Annotated in this window: 17 protein-coding genes; 10 read left to right on the top strand and 7 right to left on the bottom strand. The window is 56.1% G+C overall.

Features of this window, described 5'->3' with window-relative positions:
• The first annotated feature begins 29 nt into the window (after positions 1-29).
• On the top strand, positions 30-518 hold the full coding sequence (locus D5085_17640; GenBank protein ID QEP44798.1) for a MarR family transcriptional regulator: 489 nt from the start codon (positions 30-32) through the stop codon (positions 516-518).
• Between the two features lie 20 nt (positions 519-538).
• Here D5085_17640 and D5085_17635 read toward each other — a convergent pair whose 3' ends face one another.
• The 7 genes from D5085_17635 to D5085_17605 form a co-directional block, all read right to left on the bottom strand.
• Positions 539-3,637 carry an efflux RND transporter permease subunit gene (locus D5085_17635; protein QEP44797.1) on the bottom strand — a complete coding sequence of 1,033 codons (3,099 nt, stop codon included), beginning with the start codon at positions 3,635-3,637 and terminating at the stop codon, positions 539-541.
• Positions 3,638-3,640: 3 nt separating this feature from the next.
• Entirely contained in the window at positions 3,641-4,969 is a 1,329-nt protein-coding gene (locus tag D5085_17630; GenBank protein ID QEP44796.1) for an efflux RND transporter periplasmic adaptor subunit, read from the bottom strand.
• Positions 4,970-5,007: 38 nt separating this feature from the next.
• Positions 5,008-6,108, bottom strand: a complete 1,101-nt coding sequence (locus D5085_17625) for a PQQ-dependent sugar dehydrogenase (GenBank protein ID QEP44795.1) — start codon at positions 6,106-6,108, stop codon at positions 5,008-5,010.
• Between the two features lie 20 nt (positions 6,109-6,128).
• A complete protein-coding gene (locus D5085_17620; GenBank protein ID QEP44794.1) occupies positions 6,129-7,319 on the bottom strand; it encodes a pyridoxal phosphate-dependent aminotransferase in 1,191 nt (396 codons plus the stop codon).
• 79 nt (positions 7,320-7,398) lie between these two features.
• The gene (locus D5085_17615; protein QEP44793.1) at positions 7,399-8,778 is read right to left on the bottom strand and encodes a citrate synthase; all 1,380 of its coding nucleotides are present in this window, start codon (positions 8,776-8,778) and stop codon (positions 7,399-7,401) included.
• A gap of 11 nt (positions 8,779-8,789) precedes the next feature.
• Positions 8,790-11,048 carry an aconitate hydratase gene (locus tag D5085_17610; protein QEP44792.1) on the bottom strand — a complete coding sequence of 753 codons (2,259 nt, stop codon included), beginning with the start codon at positions 11,046-11,048 and terminating at the stop codon, positions 8,790-8,792.
• A gap of 245 nt (positions 11,049-11,293) precedes the next feature.
• A complete protein-coding gene (locus tag D5085_17605) occupies positions 11,294-11,794 on the bottom strand; it encodes a TerB family tellurite resistance protein (protein QEP44791.1) in 501 nt (166 codons plus the stop codon).
• Between the two features lie 296 nt (positions 11,795-12,090).
• On the opposite strand from D5085_17605, the gene D5085_17600 reads away from it, so the two are divergent.
• The 9 genes from D5085_17600 (at position 12,091) to D5085_17560 (ending at position 26,315) form a co-directional block, all read left to right on the top strand.
• Entirely contained in the window at positions 12,091-13,944 is a 1,854-nt protein-coding gene (locus D5085_17600) for a hypothetical protein (protein QEP44790.1), read from the top strand.
• 117 nt (positions 13,945-14,061) lie between these two features.
• The gene (locus D5085_17595) at positions 14,062-21,414 is read left to right on the top strand and encodes an SDR family NAD(P)-dependent oxidoreductase (protein ID QEP44789.1); all 7,353 of its coding nucleotides are present in this window, start codon (positions 14,062-14,064) and stop codon (positions 21,412-21,414) included.
• Positions 21,415-21,475: 61 nt separating this feature from the next.
• Positions 21,476-22,318: a hypothetical protein gene (locus tag D5085_17590; protein QEP44788.1), complete on the top strand. Its 843-nt coding sequence runs from the start codon at positions 21,476-21,478 to the stop codon at positions 22,316-22,318.
• Between the two features lie 110 nt (positions 22,319-22,428).
• Positions 22,429-23,667, top strand: coding sequence for a glutamate-5-semialdehyde dehydrogenase (locus D5085_17585; protein ID QEP45216.1), 1,239 nt, complete (start codon positions 22,429-22,431; stop codon positions 23,665-23,667).
• Positions 23,633-24,226, top strand: coding sequence for a hypothetical protein (locus tag D5085_17580; GenBank protein QEP44787.1), 594 nt, complete (start codon positions 23,633-23,635; stop codon positions 24,224-24,226). The genes D5085_17585 and D5085_17580 overlap by 35 nt, the downstream gene beginning before the upstream one ends.
• A complete protein-coding gene (locus D5085_17575; protein QEP44786.1) occupies positions 24,211-24,909 on the top strand; it encodes a nicotinate-nucleotide adenylyltransferase in 699 nt (232 codons plus the stop codon). Before D5085_17580 ends, D5085_17575 begins: the two co-directional genes overlap by 16 nt.
• A complete protein-coding gene (gene rsfS, locus D5085_17570; GenBank protein ID QEP44785.1) occupies positions 24,899-25,240 on the top strand; it encodes a ribosome silencing factor in 342 nt (113 codons plus the stop codon). The genes D5085_17575 and rsfS overlap by 11 nt, the downstream gene beginning before the upstream one ends.
• Positions 25,237-25,707 (top strand): 23S rRNA (pseudouridine(1915)-N(3))-methyltransferase RlmH, encoded by a 471-nt coding sequence (gene rlmH, locus D5085_17565; GenBank protein ID QEP44784.1) that lies wholly within the window; start codon positions 25,237-25,239, stop codon positions 25,705-25,707. The genes rsfS and rlmH overlap by 4 nt, the downstream gene beginning before the upstream one ends.
• On the top strand, positions 25,704-26,315 hold the full coding sequence (locus D5085_17560; protein ID QEP44783.1) for a septum formation inhibitor Maf: 612 nt from the start codon (positions 25,704-25,706) through the stop codon (positions 26,313-26,315). The genes rlmH and D5085_17560 overlap by 4 nt, the downstream gene beginning before the upstream one ends.
• The last annotated feature ends 2 nt before the right edge of the window (positions 26,316-26,317 follow it).

Genomic DNA, 26,317 nt, shown 5'->3' with positions numbered 1-26,317 from the left:
ATACAATGTCATGTATCAAAGGGATAATGATGAATACGCATGAGCAGGTACTGGTGGCTCTGCGCCAGATTATTCGAGCCATTGATTTAAACTCAAAGAAACTTGAGCGCGAATCGGGACTGACGGGGCCTCAGCTAGTGGTACTGCACGCGATTGGTGAGAGTGAGGATAGTTCGATTTCGGCCGGAGAGGTGGCGCGTCGAGTGAGCCTAAGTCAGGCGACGGTGACCTCTATTCTCGATCGGATGGAGCGTAAAGGGGTGGTGCGGCGGCGGCGATCAGAGAGCGACCGGCGTAAGGTCTATCTCTCTTTGACCGAGCAGGGGGCGGTTGCCCTACAGCAGGCCCCACAGCTAATGCAGCAGTCGTTTATCGAAGCTTTTAGCCGGCTAGAGCAGTGGGAGCAGTCGCTGCTGCTCTCTTCACTACAGCGGGTGGCGAGTATGATGGATGCGAATGAGCTAGATGCCGCACCGCTTATCGATTCAGCGAGTGCGGAGGTGGACGAGGCGTACTAATCTTCTAACTGGCTAATCTGTTAATCTTGGGAGTGGGGCTGCGATAGATTAAAGTCGTGCAAAATCGTGTAGAGCGCGGGGACTGTAAACAGAGCCGTTAAAGTTGCCGAGGTTAACCCAAACGCTAGGCTAGCTGCTAACGGAATCACCACCTGTGCCTGCAAGCTGGTCTCTAGTAGGAGTGGTGTGAGTCCGCCAATGGTAGTCATTGAGGTGAGCACAATGGGTCTGAAGCGGGCTCTGCCGGCCTGTTTTGCCGCATCGATCACGCTCTCGCCTTGGGTGTGCGCTTCGCGCATAAAGATCACCAATAGGATAGAGTTATTGACCACCACGCCAAAGAGTGAGGCGAGTCCGATAATACTCGGCATAGTCATATCGAGCCCTAGCACCCAGTGGCCTACTAGCGTTCCAATGAGGGCTGCCGGCATAATGGCCATCACGACCACCGGCAGTAGGTAGCCGCGAAACTGGATCGCTAACAGGATATAGACCCCAAACAGGCCGGTGAGAATATGGCCTAACATGGAGCGGCTGGTCTTAGCCGATTCGTTACTCTCTCCTTGAATATCGATCTGGATATGGGGGAACTGCTGTTTAATTTGAGGAATAATCTGCTGTTGCGCCAGTGCTAACAGCTCTTGAGCATTAGCCACGCCGTGCTGGACATCGCCTTGAATGGTAATCGCCCGCTGACCGTTAATGCGGTGAATTCTAGCCCAGCCGCGTACCTCCTCAATATCGGCGACCACCGTGAGGGGGATGAGTACCCCCTTTGGGCCGGTAACGGTAAACTGCTCCAGATCGGTAATACTCTCTCGATCCGCGGCGTTAAGTTGTAGCTCAATCTCGATAGTCGAGGAGCCGTTAGGGTATTGATCGATCTCTATCCCTTGAAAGGCGGTGCGTAGCTGACTCGCTAGTTGTGAGGCGTTCAACCCTAAGACACCGGCGTCGGGTTTGAGCCGAATGCGATACTCCCGTTTTCCCGGGCGCAGATCGTCGCTAAGATTAATGACTCCAGCATAGCTATTTAGCCACTGCTGTAGTTGGTGTGAGGCCTCTTTCAACTGCTCCAGATCGGGACCAATAATGCGCAGATCGAGCGCTTTACCACCCGGTCCCATCGTCGGTTCGGCAAATTTAAGCGCAATGACATCCGTTAAATGATCTACCTCGGCGGCCCAGTGATCGCGAAACTGATCCATCGTGGTGCCCCGTTCTGAGGTGCTTAACAGATCGACCACGATTCGAGCCACATGGGGGCCGCTCTCAAAAGCGTCGGGGTTTTGACCGTAGATAACGCTAATGTTACGAATTAAACTCTGCCCCTCTGGCTGCGCCGCCTGAAAGTGCTCACCGCTACGGGTTGCCGCAGTGGTAATCTGTTTTACTAGCTGCTCGGTCTGCGCTAGAGGTGTGCCTTGGGGTAGCAGTAATCTTGCTTCAATAATATCGCCGTCGATATTGGGAAAGCCTTTGAACTTAAGCCAGCCGCCAACGGGGAGAGCGATGGAGAGCAGGAGCGACATCACCACTAACCCCACCGTTAGATAGCGGTAGTCGATAGCCAGATCGAGAAGTGGCCCGAACCAGCGATCTCGGAGTGCGTTAAAGCCCTGCTCGACTTTGCGCTGGATATAGGGCTGCTGGTGCTTATCCATGTGGGCTAGTGAGTGGCCTAAATGGTTCGGTAGGATTAAAAACGCCTCTAATAGACTGACCGATAGCACAACAAGCAGTACAATCGGCATGACTCGCAGCACCTGACCTATCTCGCCGCTAATAAAGGCGAGTGAGCCGAAGATAAGAATAGTGGTGGTAAAAGAGGAGAGCACGCTAGGCAGAACCTGTGTAGCACCAGCCACTGCCGCCTGTAGTGCCCGCTCCCCGCGATGGAGACGGGCGGCGATATTTTCTGAAATCACAATGGCATCATCCATTAACAGACCGATGCCGATCAGTAGGCCTACCATCGAAATCATATTGATGGTGACCCCTAGATGGGGCAGAATCGCCAGCGCCCCTAAAAAAGAGACCGGTAGCCCTAGGGTGACCCAGAAGCTATAGCGGGTGCCAAAGAAGAGCCATAACATCAAGAAGACCGCAGCTAACCCTTGAATACCGTTTCGGACTAGCATACTGAGGCGATCTCGCACGATTGAGGAGACATCCTGAGTGATCGTTAACTCTAGCCCCGGCGGCTGATTTTGGCGCTCTTGTGCAATAAAAGCGGCGATCGAATCGAATGAGTTGAGGGTATCTTGATCTCGGGTTTTGGTGATACTAAGCATCGCAGCCCGTTTACCGTTAAACTCTATCCTCTCTTCGGTATTGGCAAATTCGTGCCTAAGGGTGGCAATATCGCCTAAGCGGATCGCCGCGCCATGCACGCCTGAAATAACCGTTAGATCTTGTAGCTCAGACACTGTTCGACGCTGATCATCGACGCGAATAATCGCATCCTCATCCACCCCTTTAAGCTGACCTGTCGGGGTTGAGAGGCTCCGCCCCTGCACCAGTGCGGCAATATCGGCAGCCGAGAGGCCATATTGGCGTAGGGTCGCCGCACTCAGTTCGATCACAATCTGCTCGGCGGCAAAGCCGTTAATGGTGACGGTGGCGATATCAGTTTCGGCCAGTAGGCGCTGTTTTAGATCTTCAGCATAGCTTTTGAGCACGACAGGATCACTCGGCCCGGTAATGGCGAGTGACATCACCTGGTCGGTGCGGCCTAACTCCTGGATCGTCGGTAGCTCTACTTCGTCAGGAAAGTCGGTAATGGCATCGATTTCGGCCTTAACATCGTCGAGAAAGCGCGACATATCGCCCTCTTCGACCATAATGGCTGTGGTAATGGCGATCCCCTCTCGCGCTTCACAACGGGTCTCATCGAGTAGGGTGATACTATCGAGTCGGTTTTCGATCCGACGGCAGATCGCGTCTTCGACCTCATCGGTCGTTGCTCCCGGATAGAGGGTGCGAATCTCAACTTTGTCGTTTTTAATGGTTGGAAAGGTCTCTCGCTGCTGTTCGGGTAGCGAAAGGAGCCCTAATCCCATAATGGCTACCATCATGAGGTTGGCTGCGGTCGGGTGGTAGGCGAGCCACTGAATCATCGGTTACTCTCCCGAGTGAGTGGAGCTGGCTAAGGCGTGAAGTGCCGCTGTCGCCTCTCTATCGACGACAGGTTCTAGTCGCATCGACTCAATCGCAGGGACTAGATCGGTGAGGACTATCTGATCTCCGGCCTTAACTTCCCCGTTCATAATAGCCCAGCCATTTTGGTAAAACAGCGGTGTGACCGGTACGATCTGTAGCCGGTTATCGTGGTTAAGACGGTAGAGCTGCTGTTGGTGCAGCGCAGAGCGGGGAACCACTATCCGATCCTGCTGCTCTTTGCCTCGTAGGGTCACTTCGACAAACATCCCTTTAGAGAGCGGAGGTCGCACGCCAGGGCTGCTCTTCTCTAACGGCTTATCGACCGCGACCACCACGCCGATAGTACGGGTCTGGCTATCGATAGCATCACTAAAACGGACGAATTGCGCCTGCCACTGCGCCTGATGGGTGCCGATATCGAGACTGAGTGTGGCATTAAAGCCGGTGAACTGCTGTAGGCGACTGTTATCGTAGAGCAAAGAGGCGTCTTGGGTGGGGTGGCGATAGCGCTCATCGAGCAGTAGGTTGCGAAATGAGCTCAGTGGTAGCTGGGCGATCACCTCGACCCTATCAACATAGTCGCCGCTAAAGAGCTGCTTATTTTGGGTCACAAATTGGTTCTCTTCTATCTGCAAATTGGCCACGCGCAGATTAAAGGGGGCTCGTAAGCGGGTGTGTTCTAGATCGCGCTGAGCCTGTTTCACTTTGGTTTGGAGTATCTTGCGCTGAGTGGGTATGAGCGCTAGCGTATTCTGTAGGTTTTGTACCGCTGTGCGGCTATTTAACAGGGTGCGTTCGGCACTATCGGCGCTGCTTTGGGAGACGCTATTTTGGGTGCGCAGCTCAGAGAGTCGTTGCCACTCCCGTTCGGCTAAGGCCAAGCTACTCTGCTCTATCTGTAGCAGTGCGGTGGTGTTCTGCTGGCGAATAGTGAGTTCGTTCAGTTCGGCTTCGGCCTGAACTAAGCGTAACTCGTAATCGGTCGGATCGAGACGCAGCAATAGCTCACCGGCGGCAATCATCTCACCGTTTCGTAGTCGTGGATGCATCTCAATCACCTGCCCCGATACTTGGGCTACGGCTTGCCAAACCCGAGCCGGGGTGACGCTGCCGTAACCGCGTACCTCGGGGATGAGGTTAATCGGCTCTAATGTTAGCGTTCGAACCGTGCGAGCCGTCTCGCTCTGTTCGATTCGAGTCGGAGCGGGACGCTCGGAGGCGACAAAGTTAACCACGGCAATACCGATAAGAATCGGCGGAAAGAGCCATACAATAGACCAACGCTGCATAAATTGCTCCAAACTGAGAGTGAGTAGGGTGGGGGAGGCTACGGAGTGGCTGGGGTTAGGCGGTAGAGTCCGCCGTTGCGTTCATCGGTTAGTACCAGAATCGAACCATCGTGTGGGTCGATCTCGACATCACGAATGCGACCGATGCGATCTTTAATGTAGCGCTCTTCGGCGACGATTTTTCCCTGTTCAACATCAAGCCGCACTAGCATTCGAAATTTAAGCGAACCGAGCAGTAGATCACCTTGCCACTGTGGAAAGAGATCGCCCCGATAGAGCGCCATTCCAGAGGGGGCGATAGAGGGGATCCAGTGGTAGCGAGGCTGCGCCATCCCTGGTTTCTCATACCCTTCACCAATGGGGGTACCGCTACCGTAGTTCACCCCGTAGGTGATGACTGGCCAGCCATAGTTTTTGCCCGCCTCAATGAGGTTAAGCTCATCGCCCCCCTGTGGCCCATGTTCGTGAATCCAGATCTGATTAGCGCTATCGACCACCATTCCCTGCGGATTTCGGTGGCCAAAGGTGTAGATACCGGGGTGGGCCGAGCCTTGGTCGATAAAGGGGTTGTCACTCGGAATCGTGCCATCATCGTGCAGCCGAACCACTGAACCGGCGTGATCGGCCAGATTTTGTGCCCGCTCCTTGACGCCTCGATCACCATTGGTGATATAGAGGTAGCCTTGTTGATCAAAAACCAGACGGGAGCCGAAGTGGTAGCCGGTGTGGGTCTTAGGATCGAGTTGAAAGATAATCTCTAATTGAGTGAGTCGATTCGCTGCCAATCTTGCCCGAGCGACCTCCGTACCGACAGAGTTACCCTGACCACCGGCATAGGAGAGGTAGATGAGGCGATTTGTGGCAAAGTCGGGGTGAACGGCGACATCAAGTAACCCCCCCTGACCGAGAGCGGCCACTTTAGGTACGCCGGTAACGCTATGTTTGCTGCTGTTATCGAGATCAATATGGTATAGCGCCCCCCCCCGTTCGGTGACTAGTAGCGTGCCATCGGGCAGAAATGCCATCCCCCAAGGGTGGCTCAGATCGGTCATCATCGGGGTGATCTGTAGTTCGGTGTTAGCCTGGGCGGTACCAAAGAGCAGTAGAGCGATGAAGAGTGACTGGAACACTATAGCCATGAGAGGCGCCTCTAGGTGGGTTAAGGGTGGTACAGGGTAGCTTCAATGCGGTTGAGTGCCTTCTCTAGCTGTGCCATCGAGGTGGCAAAAGAGAGCCGTATCGCGCCAGACTGGCCAAAGGCGGAGCCGGGGACAACCGCTACTTTGGCTTCGTTAAGCAGATAATCGGCGAGCACGATATCGTCGCTAAAGTGGGGGTGTTGGGCAAGATAAGCGCTGATATCGACAAAGGTATAGAAGGCCCCCTCTGAGGCGATAGCCGAAAAGCCCTCCATTTGATTCACGCGCTCTAACACATAGTCGTGGCGCTCTTTAAAGGCGGTCACCATGTCGCTCACACAGCTCTGATCGCCACTTAGCGCCGCCTCGGCGGCGGCTTGGGAGATAGAGCAGGGGTTGGAGGTGCTTTGCGACTGTACCCGTTTCATCGCCTTAATAATATCGCTCGGCCCCCCAGCGTAGCCGATACGCCAGCCGGTCATGGCGTAGGCTTTAGAGACACCATTGAGGACGAAAGTGCGCTCATAGAGCTCGGCGCAGGCGTTGACGATATTGCAAAAGGGGAGGTGATTCCAACGAATATGCTCATACATATCGTCTGAGGCGATATAGATCCCTCTATGGGGCAGTAGTACTTCGGCCAGTGCCGCCAGCTCCGCCTCGCTGTAGCAGACCCCAGTGGGGTTAGAGGGGCTGTTTAAGACCACTAAGCGAGTGCGAGGGGTCATGGCCTGCTGTAGCTGGTCGGGAGTGATTTTAAACTGCTGGTTAATGCCGGTCGGAACAATCACCGGTTTAGCCTCGGCGAGTAGCACCATATCGGGGTAGGAGACCCAGTAGGGGGCGGGAATAACCACCTCATCACCAGAGTTTAGCAGCGCTTGAGCCAGATTAAAGAAGCTCTGTTTGCCACCGGAGGAGACTAAAATTTGATCGGGCTGATAGAGTAAGCGGTTATCGCGCTGAAACTTATCGATAACCGCAGCTTTTAGGGTCGCCGTTCCATCGACTGCGGTATAACGGGTCTGATTATGATGGATCGCCGCAATCGCTGCCTGTTTGATATGGTCTGGGGTGGCAAAATCGGGTTCGCCAGCACCGAGGCCGATGACATCGATCCCTTCACTACGAAGCTGCTGCGCACGGGCGGTAATGGCCAGAGTGGGGGAGGGTTTTACCTGTTGGACGCGAAAAGATAGGGGGTGTTGCACGGGGGGGTAGCCTCTTACAGTACAGTAGATCGAGTGTTAGTGTATCACTATTGTCGGGGGAGCATTGGAGCGGCTTGACTTAAACCGTGCTACCCCGTTTATCGATAGCTATATAACTTCGCCGCCCAAAAACATTGCGATAGGCGGGGCGAATAATTCGCCGAGCGGTAAAATTAAGCTCCTCTATGCGGTGGGCACACCAGCCGGCGATACGCGCCATAGCGAACAGTGCGGTATAGAGCTCTTTAGGAATCCCGATGCTGGTATAGACAAAACCGGAGTAGAAATCGACATTGGCACAGAGCACCTTTTTATTGCCCTTAATCTCACTAAAGACCTCTGGGGTGAGCCTTTCAATATGTTCAAATAGCCGAAACTCCGCCTCACGCCCCTTCGCTTTGGCGAGCTCTCGTGCTCGCTCTTTTAGCAGTACCGCGCGTGGATCGGAGAGGGTGTAGATAGCGTGGCCGATGCCATAGACCTTACCGGTGCCGTCATACGCCTCTTTGCGTAAAATGTTGGCGATATAGGCGCGAATCTCTGCCTCATCATCCCAATCGCTAATATTGGCCTTAATGTGATCCATCATATCTTGCGCCTCTAGGTTAGCGCCGCCGTGAAGCGGCCCCTTTAGTGACGCGAGGGCTGAGGCGATAGCCGAATAGGTATCGGTTCCCGAGGAGCTAGTGACGCGAATCGTAAAGCTGGAGTTATTACCACCGCCATGCTCGGCGTGGAGAATGAGTGCTAAATCGAGCAGCTCCGCCTCAAGTGGGGTGTACTCCTCTCCTTTGAGCATATAGAGGAAATTTTCGGCGGTGCTTAACCCCGGCTGCGGGTAGCGCATAATGAGCGAGTCGCGATGGTACTTATGGCGCATACTAAAGTAGGCATAGACGATAATCGCGGGGACTTTGGCGATGAGCTCTAGCGATTGACGCACCAAATTGGTATGGGAGGTATCATCACCACAGGTATCTAGCGTATAGAGACCTAATACAGTACGGGCGAGGACATTCATCATATTAGAGCCCTTGAGCGAGAGGATAAAGCTGTTGACCACATCGCGATTGAGTTCACGATTGTCGGCTAAGTGGTTCTCGAACCCCTCTAATTCGCTGCGAGTCGGTAGGCGGCCGGTTAAGAGCAGAAAGGCGACCTCATCGAAACCGTAGCGACCGCTCTGCTGAATCCCTCGCACGAGATCGTTGACACTAATGCCGCGATAGTAGAGTTCGCCCTCAACCGGAATGAGCAGCTCCCCCTCTTTTTGGTAACCGACCACTTCACCGATATTGGTCAGCCCGACCAGTACCCCGCTATGGTCAGCATTTCGTAGCCCTCGTTTGACATTAAACTGGTCAAACAGCGCCAGATCGATATAGCTGGAGCACTTGATCGATTCAGAGATATTTTCGATGACATCAGTTTTAGGGGTACAGATCAGACCTTCTTCCATCAGATAACTCCTTAGCCCTCTCTGCTAGAGAGGTAGTTAAGTGCGCTGCCGGCGCGAAACCAAGCGATCTGCAGCTCATTATAGGTGTGGTTCAGTGTGAGCTGCTCCTGAGTGCCATCGCGATGGTGCAATGTGGCCTGTAGCGGCACGCCGGGGCTGAAGCTGTCGAGACCGTGAATGGAGAGCTTATCCTCTTCTCGCACACTGTCGTAGTCGCTCTTATTAGCAAAGGTGAGCGCTAGCATCCCCTGCTTTTTGAGGTTGGTTTCGTGGATACGGGCGAACGATTTAACAATGACCGCAGCGACACCGAGATGGCGCGGCTCCATCGCGGCGTGTTCTCGCGAGGAGCCCTCACCATAGTTCTCTTCAGCGACAATGATAGAGCGCAAACCGGCCGCCTTATAGCTACGAGCGGCATCGGGCACCGCGCCATACTCCCCGCTCTGCTGATTAAGCACCGAGTTAGTCTTGCTATTAAAGTGGTTCACGGCCCCGATAAGCAGATTATTAGAGATATTGTCGAGATGGCCGCGATATTTGAGCCACGGGCCGGCCATAGAGATATGGTCGGTGGTACATTTACCGCTAGCTTTAAGCAGTAGCGGGGCCTGTTCGATATCTCCCCCTGGCCAAGGGGCGAAGGGGGCGAGCCGTTGGAGTCGATCCGAGTCGGCGGCGACCTTAACTTCGACGCCGCTACCCTCGGCGGGGGGGGCTAAAAAGCCATCCTCCTCGACTGCAAAGCCGTTTGGTGGCAGCGCCTCCCCAGTGGGTGGATCGAGTTTGACCTGTTCACCCCGACTATTGGTGAGCGTGTCGGTGGCAGGATTAAAGCTGAGTGAGCCTGCGATTGCCAGCGCTGTCACCATTTCGGGGCTAGCGACAAAGCTATGGGTATTGGGGTTACCATCGTTGCGCTTGGCAAAGTTGCGATTAAATGAGGTGATAATCGAATTTTTACGGTTCGGATCGTCGGTATGGCGCTGCCACTGACCGATACAGGGGCCACAGGCATTAGCCATGACCGTTCCGCCGAGTTGAGTTAACGCCTCTAAAATGCCGTCTCGTTCAGCGGTATAGCGCACCTGTTCTGAGCCGGGGTTAATAATAAACTCTGCCTGACAACTTAGCCCCTTCTCCATCGCCTGCCGTGCGAGTGAGGCGGCGCGACTCATATCCTCATAGGAGGAGTTGGTGCAGGAGCCGATGAGGCCAACCTCCAGTTTGTTAGGATAGTCGTTCGCTTTAACAGCAGCGGCAAACTGTGACAGAGGATGGGCGGCATCGGGGGTAAAGGGGCCGTTAATGTGCGGCTCTAACGAGGAGAGATCGATCTCAATGAGCTGATCGTAGTAGCTATCCGGGTGGTTGGTTACCTCATCATCGGGGCGTAACGAGGCCACCAGGCCATCGGCCAGTTGGGCAATCTCTTCGCGACCGGTCTGCTTGAGGTAGGTCGCCATGTTGGCATCGTAGGGGAAGAGGGAGGTCGTTGCCCCCACTTCAGCGCCCATGTTGCAGATGGTCGCCTTACCGGTGCAAGAGAGCGAATCGGCACCGGGGCCAAAATATTCGATAATGGCGTTGGTGCCCCCCTTGGTCGTCAAAATACCGGCCAATGTAAGAATGACATCTTTAGCAGAGCTCCACCCCTGTAGCTGGCCAGTTAGTTTAACCCCAATCAGCTTTGGCATCTTTAGCTCCCACGGCATACCGGCCATCACATCGACCGCATCGGCACCGCCGACGCCGATGGCGATCATACCTAAGCCACCGGCGTTGACCGTATGGGAGTCGGTGCCGATAACCATTCCGCCGGGGAAGGCGTAATTCTCTAAAATGACTTGGTGAATAATCCCAGCCCCCGGCTTCCAGAAGCCGATACCGTAGCGAGCCGAGACCGATTGTAGAAAATCATAGACTTCGCTATTCTGCGTTATTGCCACGCCCAGATCGCTCTTTGCACCAGCGTTCGCGGCGATGAGGTGGTCACAGTGGACGGTCGAAGGAACCGCAGTGCGCTCTTTACCGGCATTCATAAACTGTAGCAGCGCCATCTGGGCGGTCGCATCCTGCATCGCCACTCGGTCGGGGTGGAAGTTAACATAGCTCTCACCCCGCTTAAAGTCGGCAAGGGGCTCCCCTAAGTGGGCAAAGAGCACCTTTTCGGTTAGGGTCAGAGGGCGGCCAAGGTGCTGGCGGGCAGCCTCAACTCGGGCGGGGAAGTGGGCGTAGAGCGAGCGGACAGTATCGAGATCGTAAGCCATGTTTCAGTGTTCACGCAGTGGGTAGAGTCGCAGATGTGTGGTACTAGACCACCCCAAACGGCAGACTTAAAGGCAAATCTGGCGTTAGCCTCTGCCAATGTGGCAGAAAACGGCTGACAGTATAGGGATTTTTATAGCCGCTGCCAACAGCGATAGCGCTGTAACAGAGTCATAACAGTATTGGCAACGCGACTCGGTAGGATAGGGGCGCACGGCTGTGCGCCCACTATGGGTGAAGAGGGGGTTTAAACGCCCAACTTCACCTGATATCCCGGCTGGTTTTTCGGATGGCTCTGATCGGTGAAGATGGAGCGGTCATTTTTGAGCACGATCACCTCAAAGAAGGGCTCAAATTGCGCTTCGCTAATGCCCCATGTCTGCATAATCTTCTCAAACATCACCTGCTCCTCCCTTTCGGCCTGGCCGTCTGCGAGTGAGGAGTCGATAAGATTGACCAAAATGCAGAACCTCTGTCCTTCGGTTAGAATCGGAGTGCTCTCCTCCAGAAACTTATCTAGCGGATTTTTCTGAGCATAACGAACCGCTCGATCGAGTAGCGCCTTATTGTTAGCCCCTACACCGATAGAGCCCCCCTCTTTTGAACCGCCAAGTACCGAGAGTAGGTGGCCAATCTCTTCGTTATCGAACTCACCATCGGCTCCCATCATGTAGATTAACGCCGTGGCAAAAGCGAAATGGGGTGTCATCTCTTCGCTGTCACCCTTAAACATATCAAATAGACCCATAGCGCTGCTGTTACTCCTTACAAAGTCAAGTGTAGATGAACAAAATGAACAAAACAGAGTGTAGCCATAGCATCGGCTGCCCACGAAGGGGAGTATCCTGTAGTCACTCAGGAGAGTCAAGCAGCGAGTGAAAGGGGGGGGCTGCTCATAATTTAAGTGGTCAGAGGTGTTGTCATCAAATTTCAGAGCGGGTAATATGCGGGCAGTTTTTGGCTGGCGGCCCCTAGTTTAGGCCGCTGGCGGCAAATCATCGGGCATCGGCCACGGCTACTTCTTCTGTAAAGCGAGGTTACTTAATGAAATTCAAGATGAAAACGGTTGCAATTACCACACTGCTGGCTATGGGCGCGGTTTCTGGCTCTCTCAACGCAGAAGAGGCCACACCGGTTGCAGCGGTTACCACCTCTGCTGAGGCGGGCACGATAACGGTAGAGAGCACAACAAGTTATGAGGACTGTGTCACTCGTTATGCCAGCCAGTTTTATGGCAGCCAGAGAAATGACGAGTGCTTCATCCACTGGGATCAGTTCATCCCCGTCAATGCCCCAGCCCATACCGCAAGCTCGCCTAAGATCTACATTGAGCAATCGGTCTCCAGAGATAATTTCCATACCCGTGATGGCCGTTTTCTGCCCTTTGCAACGCTACTAGAGAAGGATGGCTATAGCGTCAACGCTTTTATTGAAGAGGGCATCAGCTTTGATATCGATGCCAGCGGTAATGCCAGCGGCACCTTGGCTAAACTGACTCGAAACGAGACCCTAGAGAGCATTGGTAGCGATGTCTTAGTCATCTCTAATGCGGCGACCAAATCCCAAGGGGAGCCCGATGCTTGGATGGATCCTATCTACAGCGCCTATAGCCCGAGCGAGATGGATGCCATTGTCAAGTGGGTCTCTGAGGGGGGGAATCTGCTCCTCATTGCCGACCACTACCCGTTCCCAGCTGCTGTGGCCGAGTTGGCGATGCGGTTTGGCTTTAAATTTGATAACGGCTACAACTTCGACCCTAACTACAACGATGTCTTTGTCTATGATCTGTTAGAGGGGCAGCTAGCGAAAGATATTCGCCGTCAATTGAAATTAACCTCTGATATCTCCATGGAGCCCTGTCCGGTAGAGAAGTCTGGGAATAAACTCGAAGATGGTATCTGCTATAACTACAAAAAGAAGACCGGTGAGTGGAAAGAGCGTACCGTTAAGGACGATCTGGTCGATGAAGTTCGACGGATTATGGTTGGCTTAGGTGCCGATGTTAACTCGCTGCTATTTTGGGCAGGTGACCTACCGACAGCCGAGCAGGGGTTTTCTGAAGGGGATGGCTGGTTGACTGACCACCCGATAACCCGCGGGCGAACTGCTGCAGAGTCGATCCCCTATGTGACCAGTTTTACCGGTCAGAGTTTTACCTATAACAAGCCGCTAGCGGGCGATCTACAGGCCTATGGTAGTGGTGAGCACGGTAACTTTCTTGAGCTAATGCGCTTAGGTGACGAAACCTACACCCTGATGACGACCGCACAAGATAACTACTTTGGCGTCGATGCTGATGCTTCAGAAGATAATCTGGTCGCAACCACACTAACCACCGGCAATGTTCCCGACTATACCGTGCCTAAAAAGGAGACCAAACCTGTGAGGCATAGTGATGGTTCGGTCGATTATTATCATCTGCAAGGGGCGGTATTAACAGTAGGTAAAGGGCGTTTGGCGGTATTTGCAGAAGCGGGAATGTTTACCGCCCAAATTGCAGCCGATGCCGCCTCCCAAATGGGTTTTAATAACCAGATGGCTACCAATAATCAGCAGTTCGTACTCAATACCCTGCGTTGGCTAGATGGAACTCTCAATAGCGCTACCGATGCCGATACCGCCGTACAAAATAGTGGTTTAAGCGCTGAATTGAGTGCGATTGCCACAGAGGTACAGCGCAAGGCTGATGCGGCGGTCGAATCTCGCGATGCAAAAACTGACGACGGCGTTATGGCCAATGGCGAGGTCTCCTATGCTCGTCAATACAAAGATAGCTACGACGGTACCGACTCATTCGGCTGCTCCACTAGCCGCAGCGCCACCGACCCGCTGCTGCTGCTGTTAGTGCTGCTCTCTGCTGGCTATCTAGCTAGAGGGGGGCGTCGCGAGTCAAACTAAACTCAGCCTCTTGACGACATAAGTCGATTTTAGAGTAAGGGGCCATCCATAGTGGGTGGCCCCTTTCTATTTCTGTATTAAAACTGTTAATTTCTTATCTGCCTAGAGAGATTCTGCATGGAAACGCTTAACGATCTTGTTGCTCTGCTGCGCCATCGTGCCGCTACAACTCCCGATAAAATGGCCTACTCCTTTGTCAAAGATGGTAAAGAGGTGAGCGCTAGCTACAGCTATGCTGAACTAGATGAGGCGGCTCGTGCTATCGCAGTGACGCTGACCGGACATCAAGGAGAGCGGGCGCTACTGCTCTACCCGCCAGGTATCGAATTTTTGGCCGGTTTTTTTGGCACCCTCTATGCAGGCATGATCGCGATTCCGGCCCCCCCCCCCGATACCGCTCGCCTAAAACGGACTCTGCCGAGATTAAATGCCATCGTCAATGATGCCGAGGCCGCTTGGGTTATCACCACCGCCAACATTCAGCAGCAGCTACAGGCGGTGATGGATGCCGATGAGGGGAGTCAAACCATGGCTTGGCTCGCCTCAGATCGTGTCGATTTAACGCAAGCCTCAATGTGGCAAGCGCTAGAGGCGATAGATCCGCAGTCGATCGCCTATCTGCAATACACCTCCGGCTCGACCTCGACCCCGAAAGGGGTGATGCTGACTCACGCTAACATTATGCGCCATAGCGCTGTATTAAAGCGCTCGTTTGCGTATGACGAGAGTAGCGTTGAAGTGACCTGGATGCCCTATTTTCACGACTACGGCTTAGTCGATGGGCTGATTCAGCCGCTCTATAGCGGCATTCCCTGCTATATCCTCTCGCCTTTAACTTTTTTAAAGCGACCGCTACGCTGGCTGGAGGTGATTAGCCGTTTTAAGGGGACGCATACCCAAGCCCCCAACTTTGCCTATGAGGCGTGTATTCAAAAGATAACCCCCAAACAGCGCCAACAGCTCGATTTAAGCTCACTACGAGAGGCGAGTAATGGGGCCGAACCGATTCGGCGCGATACGGTGGAGAGATTTATTCAGACCTTCGCCGAGTGTGGGTTAGATCCAGAAGCGCTCTATATGGCCTATGGCTTGGCAGAGGCGACCCTATTAGTAACCGCAAAACCTCACCAAAGCTTACCCCAATACTGTTATGCCGATGCGACGCTTTTAGAGCAGCAGCACCGCATTGAGGAGCTCTCTCCAGAGGGAGAGCGCCCACATCGCGCGATCGTGAGCTGTGGCGTTCCGGGCGAGGGGATGGATATTGTGATTGTCGATCCCGACACTAAGCAGCGGCTGCCCGATGGCGAAGTAGGTGAGATTTGGATTAGCGGTGAGAGCGTTGGTGCCGGCTACTGGCAGCGTCCAGAGGAGAGTGAAGCGACCTTTCGCGCCCGCCTCATCGATCAGCCACAGCGGGGGCCGTTTCTGCGTAGCGGCGATTTAGGCTTTATGCTCCGTGGTGAGCTCTATATGACCGGTCGTGAGAAAGATTTAATCATTATCGCCGGAGTGAACCACTATCCGCAGGATATTGAGTGGACGCTACAGACTAGTTCCGATCTGATTCGGCGCGATCACTGCGCCGCCTTCGCGATTGAGAGCGATGGCGAGGAGCATCTGGTGGTGGTGGCCGAAGTTGAGCAACGGCTTGAGGATTGGCAACCGCTGTTAGCGAGCCTGCGCCGCGCGATCTCCGAAACCCATGAGGTTGAACTCTACGGCCTGCAGCTACTGCGCAAAGGCCAAGTGTTAAAGACCTCTAGCGGCAAAATTCAGCGCCGTGGCTGTCGGCAGGCGTGGCTCGATAAGCGCTTTGAGAGCCACTTTAGCTGGTGTCGTGAGGATGACTCGGGCGCAGGCTCCGCTGAGAGTGACTCGGTGAGCATAGCGAGGCAAATAAACCCCGAGACACTGCGGCGCTGGCTGCGCCAGCAGTTAAGCCAGCGACTGCACCTCTCGGCAGCGATGCTTAACGATACGACGCCGCTAGCCGACTATGGCCTCACCTCCCGCGCAGCGGTCGAGTTGATAGGCGCTTTAGAGGAGTGGTTAGGCGAGGAGGGGCTATCGGGAACCCTCCTATGGGAATATCCGACCATCGACGCCCTCTGCCGCCACCTTAGCGGCGTTTCTGTAGCGATACAACCTGCACCGAAACAGTCAGCCTCAACCCATGAACCGATAGCGCTAATCGGCATCGGCTGTCGTCTGCCCGGCGGCAGCGACTCCCCTGAGGCCTATTGGGCGTTTCTTTGTAGCGAGAGCGATGGCGTTATCGATGTCCCTGCTGAGCGCTGGGATAGCGCGGCGCTCTATGATCCGATAGCCGGCACACCGGGTAGAATCAATAACCGTAGCGGCGGCTTTATCGAGGGAGTCGATCAATTTGATCCGACCCTATTTGGAATTACCCCGCCAGAGGCTGAGGTGATGGATCCGCAGCAGCGGCTGTTACTGGAGTGTAGCTGGCAGGCGCTAGAGTCGGCGCGGCTTAACCCCGACCAACTCGCCGGCAGCGATACCGGCGTCTTCATCGGCATCAGTACCCACGACTATAGTGAGTGGCAGTTGGCCGATAGGGCACAGCTTAGCCCCTATACCGCTCCGGCGCAGGCCTACTCTATTGCCGCGAATCGGCTCTCCTACTGTTTCGATTTTCATGGGCCGAGTATGGCGATCGATACCGCCTGCTCCTCATCCCTTGTGGCGCTGCATCAGGCGGTAGCGGCGCTTCGTCGGGGGGAGTGCTCGCTAGCGCTGAGTGGTGGGGTGAACCTCCTCCTCTCGCCAACCCTTTCGATTGCGCTGTCGCAGGCGCAGATGCTCTCGCCCGATGGTCGCTGTAAAACTTTTGATGCCGAGGCGAACGGCTATGTACGAAGCGAAGGGTGCGGGGTGGTGGTGTTAAAACGGCTTAGCGAGGCAGAGCGCGATGGCGATCCGATTCTGGCCGTGGTACGAGGGACAGCCGTTAACCAAGATGGCCGCAGTAACGGCCTGACGGCACCGAATGGTCTAGCGCAGCAGGCGGTGATTCGCGCGGCGTTGGCCGATAGTGGGGTCGTTGCCGGTGAGATTGGCTATGTCGAAACCCACGGAACCGGCACCGCACTTGGCGATCCAATTGAGTTCAAATCGCTACAGGCGGTGCTAGGAGAGGGGGAGCGGCCATGCCGTTTAGGAGCGGTTAAGAGTCGTGTCGGTCACCTAGAGGCGGCGGCTGGTATGGCCGGATTGATTAAGAGCGTGCTGGCGATTCACCATCGCCAACTGCCACCGAATGGCCACTTTAAAACACTCAATCCACTGATTGAGCTGGCAGGGAGTCGGTTTGAGCTGGTCAATACCACGCAACCGTGGCCGGAGGCGGTAGCTTGCTATAGCGCCATTAGCTCGTTTGGCTTTGGCGGGACTAACGCGCACGCCATCCTCTCAGCTGCCCCCGTTGCCAACAGAGGCGAAGAGAGTGGTGCGCCGACGGCCCCACTGCAACAGACTATTGTGCTCCTATCTGCCCAACAGAGTACCGCACTGCGGCAGCTAGCCGATCGTTATCGGCAGCGACTTAAACAGAGCGATCAGGCCGAGTTGGCCGCGATTGGCTATAGCAGTGCCGTCAGCCGGCCACTACAGCAGCAGCGGCTGGCGCTGGTGGGGGAGTCAGGCGCAGAGCTACTGCTGGGGATCAACCAGTTTCTGGCCGCCGAAGCGAGCCCCCACTGGCAGCAACAGAGTCAGACGGGGGAGGCCCCCGCAGTGGTCTGGCTCTTTAGCGGTCAGGGGGCGCAGTATCGTGGCATGGGTGAGGCGCTCTATCGGCGAGAGCCGCTATTTCGAGCCGCGATGGATCGCTGTGATCAGATTTTAGCGCCGCTATTGGGGCTAACGCTGCCAGAGCTATTCTGGTCTGAGGCCGCGGAGAGCAAACTTAACCACACCCGCTATACCCAACCGGCGCTATTTGCGTTGGAGTGGTCGCTAGCGCAGCTACTACTCCACTGGGGGATAGAGCCGCAGGCTCTCATCGGCCACAGTGTGGGAGAGTATGTGGCGGCAACTATCTCTGGACTATTGAGTTTGGAGCAGGGGCTGAGGCTTATCTGTCGGCGGGCTGAGTTAATGGGCTCGCTACCCGCTAAGGGGAGTATGGTAGCGGTGATGGCGACCGAAGCGGAGCTAAAACCGCTGTTAGCGCAGCAGCCAGAGGTGGTCGTGGCGACCCGTAACGGTCCGGCTAATGTCGTGATCGCTGGAGAGAGTCACGCCGTGGCCAACCTAGTCACAGCGCTAGAGCAGCGGCAGATTGAGACCCGTCCCCTCTCGGTCTCGCACGCCTTCCACACCCCGCAGATGGAGCCGATTTTGGCCGATTTTGCTGCCGCCGTGGCTCAGATCAACTTTGGTGAGCTAAAGATTCCCCTAATGGCCAATGTCAGTGGCGATTGGGGCGGAGAGGAGCTAGCGACACCCGACTACTGGGTTAACCATCTGCGCCAGCCGGTCGAGTTTGGCCAGGGGCTACAGAGGCTGCTTGATCAGGGGTATAACACCTTTATCGATATTGGCCCGCGGCCTAACCTTCTCGGCCTAGGGGCGGCGCTAGCGGGGGGGGAGGCGGCGCTCTGGCTGCCGACACTTCGCAGTAGCGTTGCCGATGGGGAGCAGCTAAGTCGCACGGTGGCCGCCTTGGCGCTACGAGGGGTGGCGATCAACTGGGAGCGTTTCTACGCCACTGATCGCAGCCATCGGGTAGCGCTGCCGCGCTACCCGTGGCAGCGCCAGCGCTTTTGGCTATCGAGAGAGGCGACCGCCGCCCCCCTTTCATCGGTTACCAATAGCGGCGAGGCGATGGCTGATCTGCTAGGTGAGGCGGTGGTAGCACCGCTGCTAGAGAGTCGCCTCTACCAGAGCGTTTTCTCACTCCAACGCCTGCCGCTCTACGCCCAGCATCGCGTCTTTGGTGAGGTAGTGGTACCGGGAGCGGGGCATCTATCGCTACTGCTAGAGGCGGCCAAGGCGGAGCAGGGGCAGAGCGCGTGCCGCTTAACGGAGGTGATCTTTCCCCAGCCGTTAGTACTCCCTGCCGAGGGGGAGCGAACCGTACAGCTACAGCTCAACCCCGAGGGGAGTTTCGCGCTAGTGAGTTTTAACACGCCAAACCACTATGAGGAGCACGCGACCGGTCGCCTGATGCCATTGACAGAGCCTCGGCTAGAGGCCGCGCCACTTCCGTTATGGCAGCGACAGTGTGGGCAGCTAAGCGAACCCTTTTATGAACATATCTGGCAGAGCCATATCGAACTGGGCGAAGAGTTTCGCTGGATTAGGGCCTTATGGCGCGGCGAGCGGGCCGTTTTGGCCAGATTGGAGCCACCGCTAAAGCAGCTAATGGGCGAGCAGCTACAGCTCCACCCGGGTCTTTTTGACTCCACGCTGCAGGTATTGGCTGCGCTAGTGGCGATAGAGTCTGATGAGGTGGTGATTCCGTTTGCCATCGATAGGCTCGACTACTATGGTCGCTCAGAGCCGTTACCGCAGCCGCTCTGGAGCTATATCGAGCTGCTAGAGGAGGATGAGGCGCGAGGGGAGGTGGTCAGTCGGGTCGAACTGGTCAATGAGAGGGGGGCGCGGCTACTCCATATCGAGGGGTTTCGAGCCAAACGGGTGGCGCAGCAGCAGCTACTGCGGGAGCTACGAAAGGGGTATGATGATCACCTCTACCACCCCGACTGGTTACCGTTTACCGACGTCGCACCGGCAGCTAGCGGGCGTTGGGCCGTCGTGGCTGATCGAGCCGGTATCGCCCTATCGTTACTACAGGCTGAAGGGGTGGATGACTATCAAACGATAGCACTAGACCAACTCCATAGCCTTGAGCGTGAGGGGGTAACCGCGCTTCTATTTGCCGCCCCGCTCGACTTAGAGAGTGGTGATGATGCCGCGCTGCAGCCGTTAGTGGCACCATTACTGACCCTATTAGGCCAGCTAACCGATAGCACACTCACCCTATGGCTACTGACTCGGGGGGGAGCTGCGGTTGCCAAGGGGGCAACGCTCAATCCTGCGGTAACGGCGCTGGTCGCGCTGTGGCGCGTGATCGCGCGTGAATATCCACAGCTCTGTTGCCAGTGGCTCGATCTGCCGCTTGATGGCTCACCTAATTCGCTGCCGCCACTACTGGCGCTCAAGCAGAGCCACGAGCTAGCTTGGCACAACGGTCAGCTATGGCAGCAGCAGCTACAGCGCTATAACCCATCAGCTTTGGCTACCGTATCGTTCTGTGCCGAGGCGAGTTATCTGATTAGCGGGGGGTTAGGCGACATTGGGCTACTGCTGGCCGAGTGGCTGGTGATGCGGGGGGCGGGGGCTGTGGTATTAATTGCCCGCCGCGCCCCCGATCAGGGGCAACAGCAGCGGCTGCTCGCGTTACGACAGCAGGCGCAGGTGGTACTGCTTCAGGCCGATGTGACCGATTTTGGGGCGCTACAGGCGGGATTGGCACCATTAAGGGCAGAGCTTCCGCCACTGAAAGGGGTGTTCCATCTAGCAGGGAGGCTCGACGATGCGCCGCTCACCGAGCAGAGCTGGCAGCGATTTGAGACGGTGATGGCAGCGAAAATGGCTGGGTGTCGCCACCTGCACCAGCTCACTCTCGATGATCCGTTAGACCACTTTGTCACCTTCTCCTCCATCGCTGCCCTACTCGGCTCTGCAGGACAGGCGAACTATGCACTCGCTAATGGCTGGCTCGATGGCTTTATTGCCCAAAGGCGCAGCGAGGGGCGGGTGGGGCTCTCGATTAACTGGGGGCCCTGGTCGCTGGGGATGGCAACAGTGCTGCAACAGCGCTTTTATGATCTCGGTATTGAGCCGTTGCAGCCACAGCCGGCGTTAATGACGCTAGGTCGGCTCTTAGGTTTAGGCAGCGAGCATGGTCACATGGCGGTCGCCTCTATCGACTGGAACCGCTTTGGTCAGCGTAGTACCGTAACGGCGCTCTATCGCCACTTCGTCCAGATCGATAGCCGTGCCGGTGGGGAGCTTTTGACCCGGTTACAGCAGGCCGATAGAGAGGAGCGGCACGCTCTACTAGAGCAGGCGCTACGGCATGAGGTGGCCAGCGCGTTGGGATTGGCCGATGGGAGGGCGATCGCCCCGCGCAAGCGGCTGTTTGAACTGGGGCTCGACTCGCTAGGCGCGGTTGAGCTAAAAAATCGCCTCGCGACTCGGCTCAACACCACGCTGCGTTCGACGCTGCTATTCGACTTTCCAACGCTTGAGGCACTACAGGGCCATATCGCCGATGAGGTTCTCGGTTGGCAAGGGCTCGGTGACTCCGATGCCGATAAGGCTACCGAGGCGGTGGCGGCGGAGTTAGCCGCTGCATTAGAGGGGGAGCTAGAGCAGCTCTCAGAGGATGAGCTCGCGCAGCTCCTAGCTGAAGAGCTAGGGCAGGCGCCGCGTTAACTATCCACAGTTCTTGTGGATAAGTGGGTGAATAACTCACTAAAGTTGCGATAGGAGTCGATTGGATGGGGTTGTGGTTATTTTTTGGCCAGCTAGTGGGGAGAGGGGCGTGGCGCTACTAACGGCAGTTAAGCAGTGGTTTAAACCCGCGGCGGTGGTTGAACCGCAGGCAACACAGTGGCTTATCGATACCTATCTCTGGGCGCTAGAGCAGTTTGATAGCGACTTTTTTCAGCACCATACGGTCTTGGTGCTACCGAATGAGCGCTTCTTTCCCGGACGGGCCGATCATTCCGATGCGATGGCCAATCTGATTTTGGATCATGTTAAGCGCTACGCCGGCACCACTCACTGGCCGCTGGTGGCCGTCTCCTCGCTCCAGTGTCAGCCGGTGGAGAGTCTCCGTCTGGCGATAGAGCCGCCACTGCGCCGGCCAGCGGCAGAGTCGATGCCGCCGGGGGCCGAGACGGCACTTATCCCGATCCCCTATCTGGTCGATCAGCTCACCAGACCGGAGGGGATGATCGCCACCTTTGCCCATGTGATTGGCCACTATTTGGCTCAAATGGGTCGCGAGCCGCCCCCAGGTGGAGAGGCGAGTTGGGGCTATGCGACCGAACTGCTGGCGATCTATATGGGCTTTGGGGTGATGTTCGCTAATAGCGCCTTTACCCATCGTGGCGGCTGTGGTAGCTGTTATAATCCCAATGCGGTACGACAGGCCAATCTCTCAGAGCTTGAGTCGCTCTACGCCCTAGCACTGTTCGCGGCGCTAAAGCGGCTACCTCCTCGCCAGATTACCCCCCACCTAAAGCGTCATCTGCGCAGCCACTTTAGGCGTTTTATGGCACAAATAGAGCGCCATTCGTGCTGGCCAAAGCTAGAACGGGCGCTACAGCGATGAGAGCAATGAACAGCTATCGCAAATTGGCACAGAGGCTGCTATCATTCTGCCCCTAAATTCGGATTGGGATTAAGTGTTAGGAGAGGTAGATGGAGCAAGTGCAGGCGCTCATGCAGCGGTTAGGTGAGGCGGCTAAAGCGGCGGCTAGAGTATTAGCCACCGCAACCACAGGGCAGAAAAATAGTGCTCTGTTGGCGATAGCAACCGATCTAGAACAGAGTCAGAGTCAGCTATTGCAGGAGAATCGGCGTGATCTTGAGGCGGGCAGGGCTAAGGGGTTAGATGAGGCGCTACTCGATAGATTAGCGCTCAATCCGGAACGGGTCAGCGCGATGGCAGAGGGGTTGCGCCAGATTGCAGCTCTGCCCGATCCGGTCGGGGCGATTAGCGAGATGAGTCGGCGCCCCTCGGGGATACAGGTCGGTAAGATGCGGGTGCCGCTCGGGGTGATTGGGATTATCTATGAGTCGCGCCCTAATGTGACCGCTGACGCGGCGGCGCTCTGCCTAAAATCGGGCAATGCGACGATTTTGCGCGGTGGTTCGGAGGCGCACTATTCGAATAACGCGATTGCCGCCTCGATTAGTCGCGGGCTACAGCAGGCGGCTCTGCCGGCAGCGACGGTACAGGTGGTGCCGACCACCAGTCGTGAGGCGGTAGGCGAGCTAATTCGGATGCAGTCGCTAGTCGATGTGATTGTCCCACGCGGGGGGAAGGGGTTAATCGAACGCATTAGTGCCGAGGCGAAGGTACCGGTTATTAAGCACCTTAATGGTATCTGCCATGTCTATATCGATAGCGATGCCGATCTCGATAAGGGGATCGCGATCGCCTATAACGCCAAAACCCACCGTTATGGGGTCTGCAACGCAATGGAGACGCTGCTTATTGCCGCTTCGGTGGCCGAGCGAATTTTACCGGAGCTTGTGCGGCAGTACCGCGCGAAAGGGGTGGAGCTGAGGGGCTGTCCTCTGACTAAAGAGATCGTTGCCGATATGGTATCGGCTAGGGATGAGGATTGGGATACGGAATATCTGGCACCGATTTTGTCGATTCGTACTGTGGCCGGTATCGATGAGGCGATCGCCCATATTCAGCGCCACAGTTCGGGCCATACCGAAGCGATTGTGACCGAAAATTTGACGACCGCACGCCGTTTTCTGACTGAGGTCGATTCGAGTTCGGTCATGGTGAACGCCTCTACCCGCTTTGCCGATGGCTTTGAGTACGGTTTGGGGGCTGAGATCGGTATTAGTACCGATAAAATTCACGCCCGTGGCCCCGTCGGGCTGGAGGGGCTGACCTCGCAAAAATATATCGTCATCGGTGACGGCCATATTCGGCAGTAGAATAGCCTTTGCTCTGCTCTGCGGCTCGCTGGTGTTTCTTGGCACGACGGTAGCCTCCGAGCGCTACTACGGCCCGGTAGGGGAGGGGGAGCGTCTGGATCAGATTGCGCGTCAGTTACGCGGCGAGTCGCCGTGGCATTGGCAGCGCTGGATGGTGGCGCTCTACTATCTTAACCGCCAGGCGTTTACTAACGATAATATTTGGCAGCTTAAACCGGGTAGTCGTTTGCAGATCCCCTCGCAGCAGCAGGTGGCGCAGATCGATCTCATTGCCGCCGTGACACTGGCCAATCGCCATAGGCGAGCACTAGAGCAGTTAGAGGGGTGGGATGATCATTGGCTCTTAACCCAAGCGCGACTAGAGCGGCTGCGGCAGCAGCAGTTACAGCAGCAGAGTCTGACTCTGGAGCTACAGCAGGAGCTACAGCGGCTAGAGAGTGAGCTGTTTAGTCTCGCTAAGCGGGTTGTCGAAGCTAAGTCGCAGCCGAAGATAGTCCCGCCCGAACCCCAGCCCGAACCCGATGCGCTACTGCTGCGTCAGCGGTGGTGGGCGAGGTGATAGAGGGTCGGATCGCTCTGTTCGGGGGGACTTTCAATCCGATCCACTACGGTCACCTGCGCGTCGCAGAGGAGGTGGCGGAGCAGCTACGGCTTGAGCGAGTCGAATTTCTGCCCGCCGCGCTGCCCCCGCTGCGTGATCGACCAGAGGTAGCCCCCTCGCTGCGACTAAAAATGGTTGAGCTGGCGCTGCAACAGAATCGCCGTTTTCGGCTCAATCCGATCGAACAGCAGCGCTGCGGCACTTCCTACACCGTCGATACCCTGTTAGAGTGGCAGCGTCAGCGAGAGGGGCAGCCGATGCCTTTTTGGCTGATGGGGGCGGATGCCTTTGTCAAACTGCACTGCTGGTCACGCTGGCGGCAGCTACTGACTCTCTGTCGGTTGGTGGTGATGACCCGCCCCGGCTACCCTTTGCGAGATGAGACACTTGCCGAACCGCTACAGCCGCTATGGCAGCGGCGAGTGGGGGTGGCCGAGCTCGATAGCGCCACTGCGGCGCTGGCTGAGGTGGTTGAGGTAGCAGTGACTCCGTTGGAGATTAGCGCTAGCGCTATTCGACAGCAGCTAGCGCGGGGGGGGTCGATACGCTATTTAACCCCCGATAGTGTGATTCAATTGATAGAACAACATGGCTGTTATGCGGCCAAAGAGATAGAGCAGATAGAAGAGTATGCAGAGTAAAGAGTTAGCCCAGTTAGCCGTTGATGCGCTAGAGGATCTGAAAGGGAACGACATTAAGGTGCTAAATGTGATCGGTAAGACCTCGGTGACCGACACCCTCATTGTCGCCTCCGGCAGTTCGAGCCGCCAACTACAATCCCTCGCCGAGAGTGTGGTCGAAAAGAGCAAGGCGGCGGCTGTAGTGCCGTTAGGTGTCGAGGGGGAGCCGTCGAGTGGCTGGATTTTGGTCGATTTAGGCGATGTGGTCGTCCATGTGATGCTACCTGAGACGCGCGCTTTTTATAATTTGGAGAAGTTATGGGGTGATGAGGCACCCGCTGCGGCGGTATGAATCTCTACCTTATTAGTGTGGCGAACCGAGCTGAGGCGTGGGTTGAGGCCGGTTATGCCCACTACGCCCGCAGACTACAGCGCGAGGTCAATTTGATCCTAAAGGTGCTACCGCTCCCTAAACGGAGTCAAAAGGGCGACATTGAGCGACTGAAACGGCAGGAGGCGGGGCTCATTGAGGCGGCACTCCCCCCCCGTGCCCATACCGTGGCGCTAGAGGTGGAGGGTCAGCGCTGGAGTACCGAGCAGCTAGCCTCACAGCTAGCGCAGTGGCAGCAGTTGGCGCGACCGGTGGCGCTGATTGTCGGCGGGCCAGATGGTATTGAGTCTGAGCTATCGCGTGGTTGTCAGCAGAGCTGGTCACTCTCGCCGCTCACGCTGCCCCACCCGCTGGTGCGAATCGTGGTCGCCGAGCAGCTCTATCGCGCCTGGTCGCTGCTCAATAACCACCCCTACCATCGCTTGTGACAGTGACCAGTGCGTTGTCGTTAATTCTCGCTTCGGCATCGCCTCGTCGTGCGGAACTGTTAACCCAAATCGGCGTGTCGTTTCGGCAACAGGTTAGCAAAATTGATGAGACGCCCCGCCGTGGCGAGTCGCCCGCTAGTTACGTAGAGCGTATGGCGCTTAATAAGGCGAGAGTGGTCGAGGGGGCCTTTCCGCGCCATCTGGTGCTAGGTGCCGATACGGCGATCGTGGTGGGTGAGGGGGAGATCCTCGGTAAGCCGAAAGATAGGCGCGACTTTATGCAGATGATGGCGCGGCTGTCGGGGCGAGAGCATCAGGTGATGACCGCCGTGGCGCTCGTATCGAACAATTTTGATCGGGTAGAGCGGGTCGTGAGTCGGGTGAAGTTTACCGAACTGAGTGAGCCGCTCATGGAGGCCTACTGGCAGAGTGGTGAGCCGCGAGATAAGGCGGGGGGCTACGCGATTCAGGGGCGAGGAGCGCTATTTGTCGAGCAACTACACGGTAGCTACTCCAATGTGGTGGGCCTACCGCTGTTTGAGACAGCGCGACTGCTACAGCAGTTCGGGTTTCCGATTTTGGGCGAACATGGCAGTAAAGTCTATTAACA

The sequence above is a fragment of the Ectothiorhodospiraceae bacterium BW-2 genome (assembly GCA_008375315.1).
Lineage (GTDB): Bacteria > Pseudomonadota > Gammaproteobacteria > Thiohalomonadales > Thiohalomonadaceae > BW-2.
This window is presented reverse-complemented; position numbering and strand designations above follow the sequence as displayed.

Excerpts from the sequence above, each read along its gene's own strand:
- D5085_17640 (QEP44798.1), top strand. The coding sequence starts at position 30 with ATGAATACGCATGAGCAGGTACTGGTGGCTCTGCGCCAGATTATTCGA.
- D5085_17635 (QEP44797.1), bottom strand. The coding sequence starts at position 3,637 with ATGATTCAGTGGCTCGCCTACCACCCGACCGCAGCCAACCTCATGATG.
- D5085_17630 (QEP44796.1), bottom strand. The coding sequence starts at position 4,969 with ATGCAGCGTTGGTCTATTGTATGGCTCTTTCCGCCGATTCTTATCGGT.
- D5085_17625 (QEP44795.1), bottom strand. The coding sequence starts at position 6,108 with ATGGCTATAGTGTTCCAGTCACTCTTCATCGCTCTACTGCTCTTTGGT.
- D5085_17615 (QEP44793.1), bottom strand. The coding sequence starts at position 8,778 with ATGGAAGAAGGTCTGATCTGTACCCCTAAAACTGATGTCATCGAAAAT.
- D5085_17610 (QEP44792.1), bottom strand. The coding sequence starts at position 11,048 with ATGGCTTACGATCTCGATACTGTCCGCTCGCTCTACGCCCACTTCCCC.
- D5085_17605 (QEP44791.1), bottom strand. The coding sequence starts at position 11,794 with ATGGGTCTATTTGATATGTTTAAGGGTGACAGCGAAGAGATGACACCC.
- D5085_17600 (QEP44790.1), top strand. The coding sequence starts at position 12,091 with ATGAAATTCAAGATGAAAACGGTTGCAATTACCACACTGCTGGCTATG.
- D5085_17595 (QEP44789.1), top strand. The coding sequence starts at position 14,062 with ATGGAAACGCTTAACGATCTTGTTGCTCTGCTGCGCCATCGTGCCGCT.
- D5085_17585 (QEP45216.1), top strand. The coding sequence starts at position 22,429 with ATGCAGCGGTTAGGTGAGGCGGCTAAAGCGGCGGCTAGAGTATTAGCC.
- rsfS (QEP44785.1), top strand. The coding sequence starts at position 24,899 with ATGCAGAGTAAAGAGTTAGCCCAGTTAGCCGTTGATGCGCTAGAGGAT.
- rlmH (QEP44784.1), top strand. The coding sequence starts at position 25,237 with ATGAATCTCTACCTTATTAGTGTGGCGAACCGAGCTGAGGCGTGGGTT.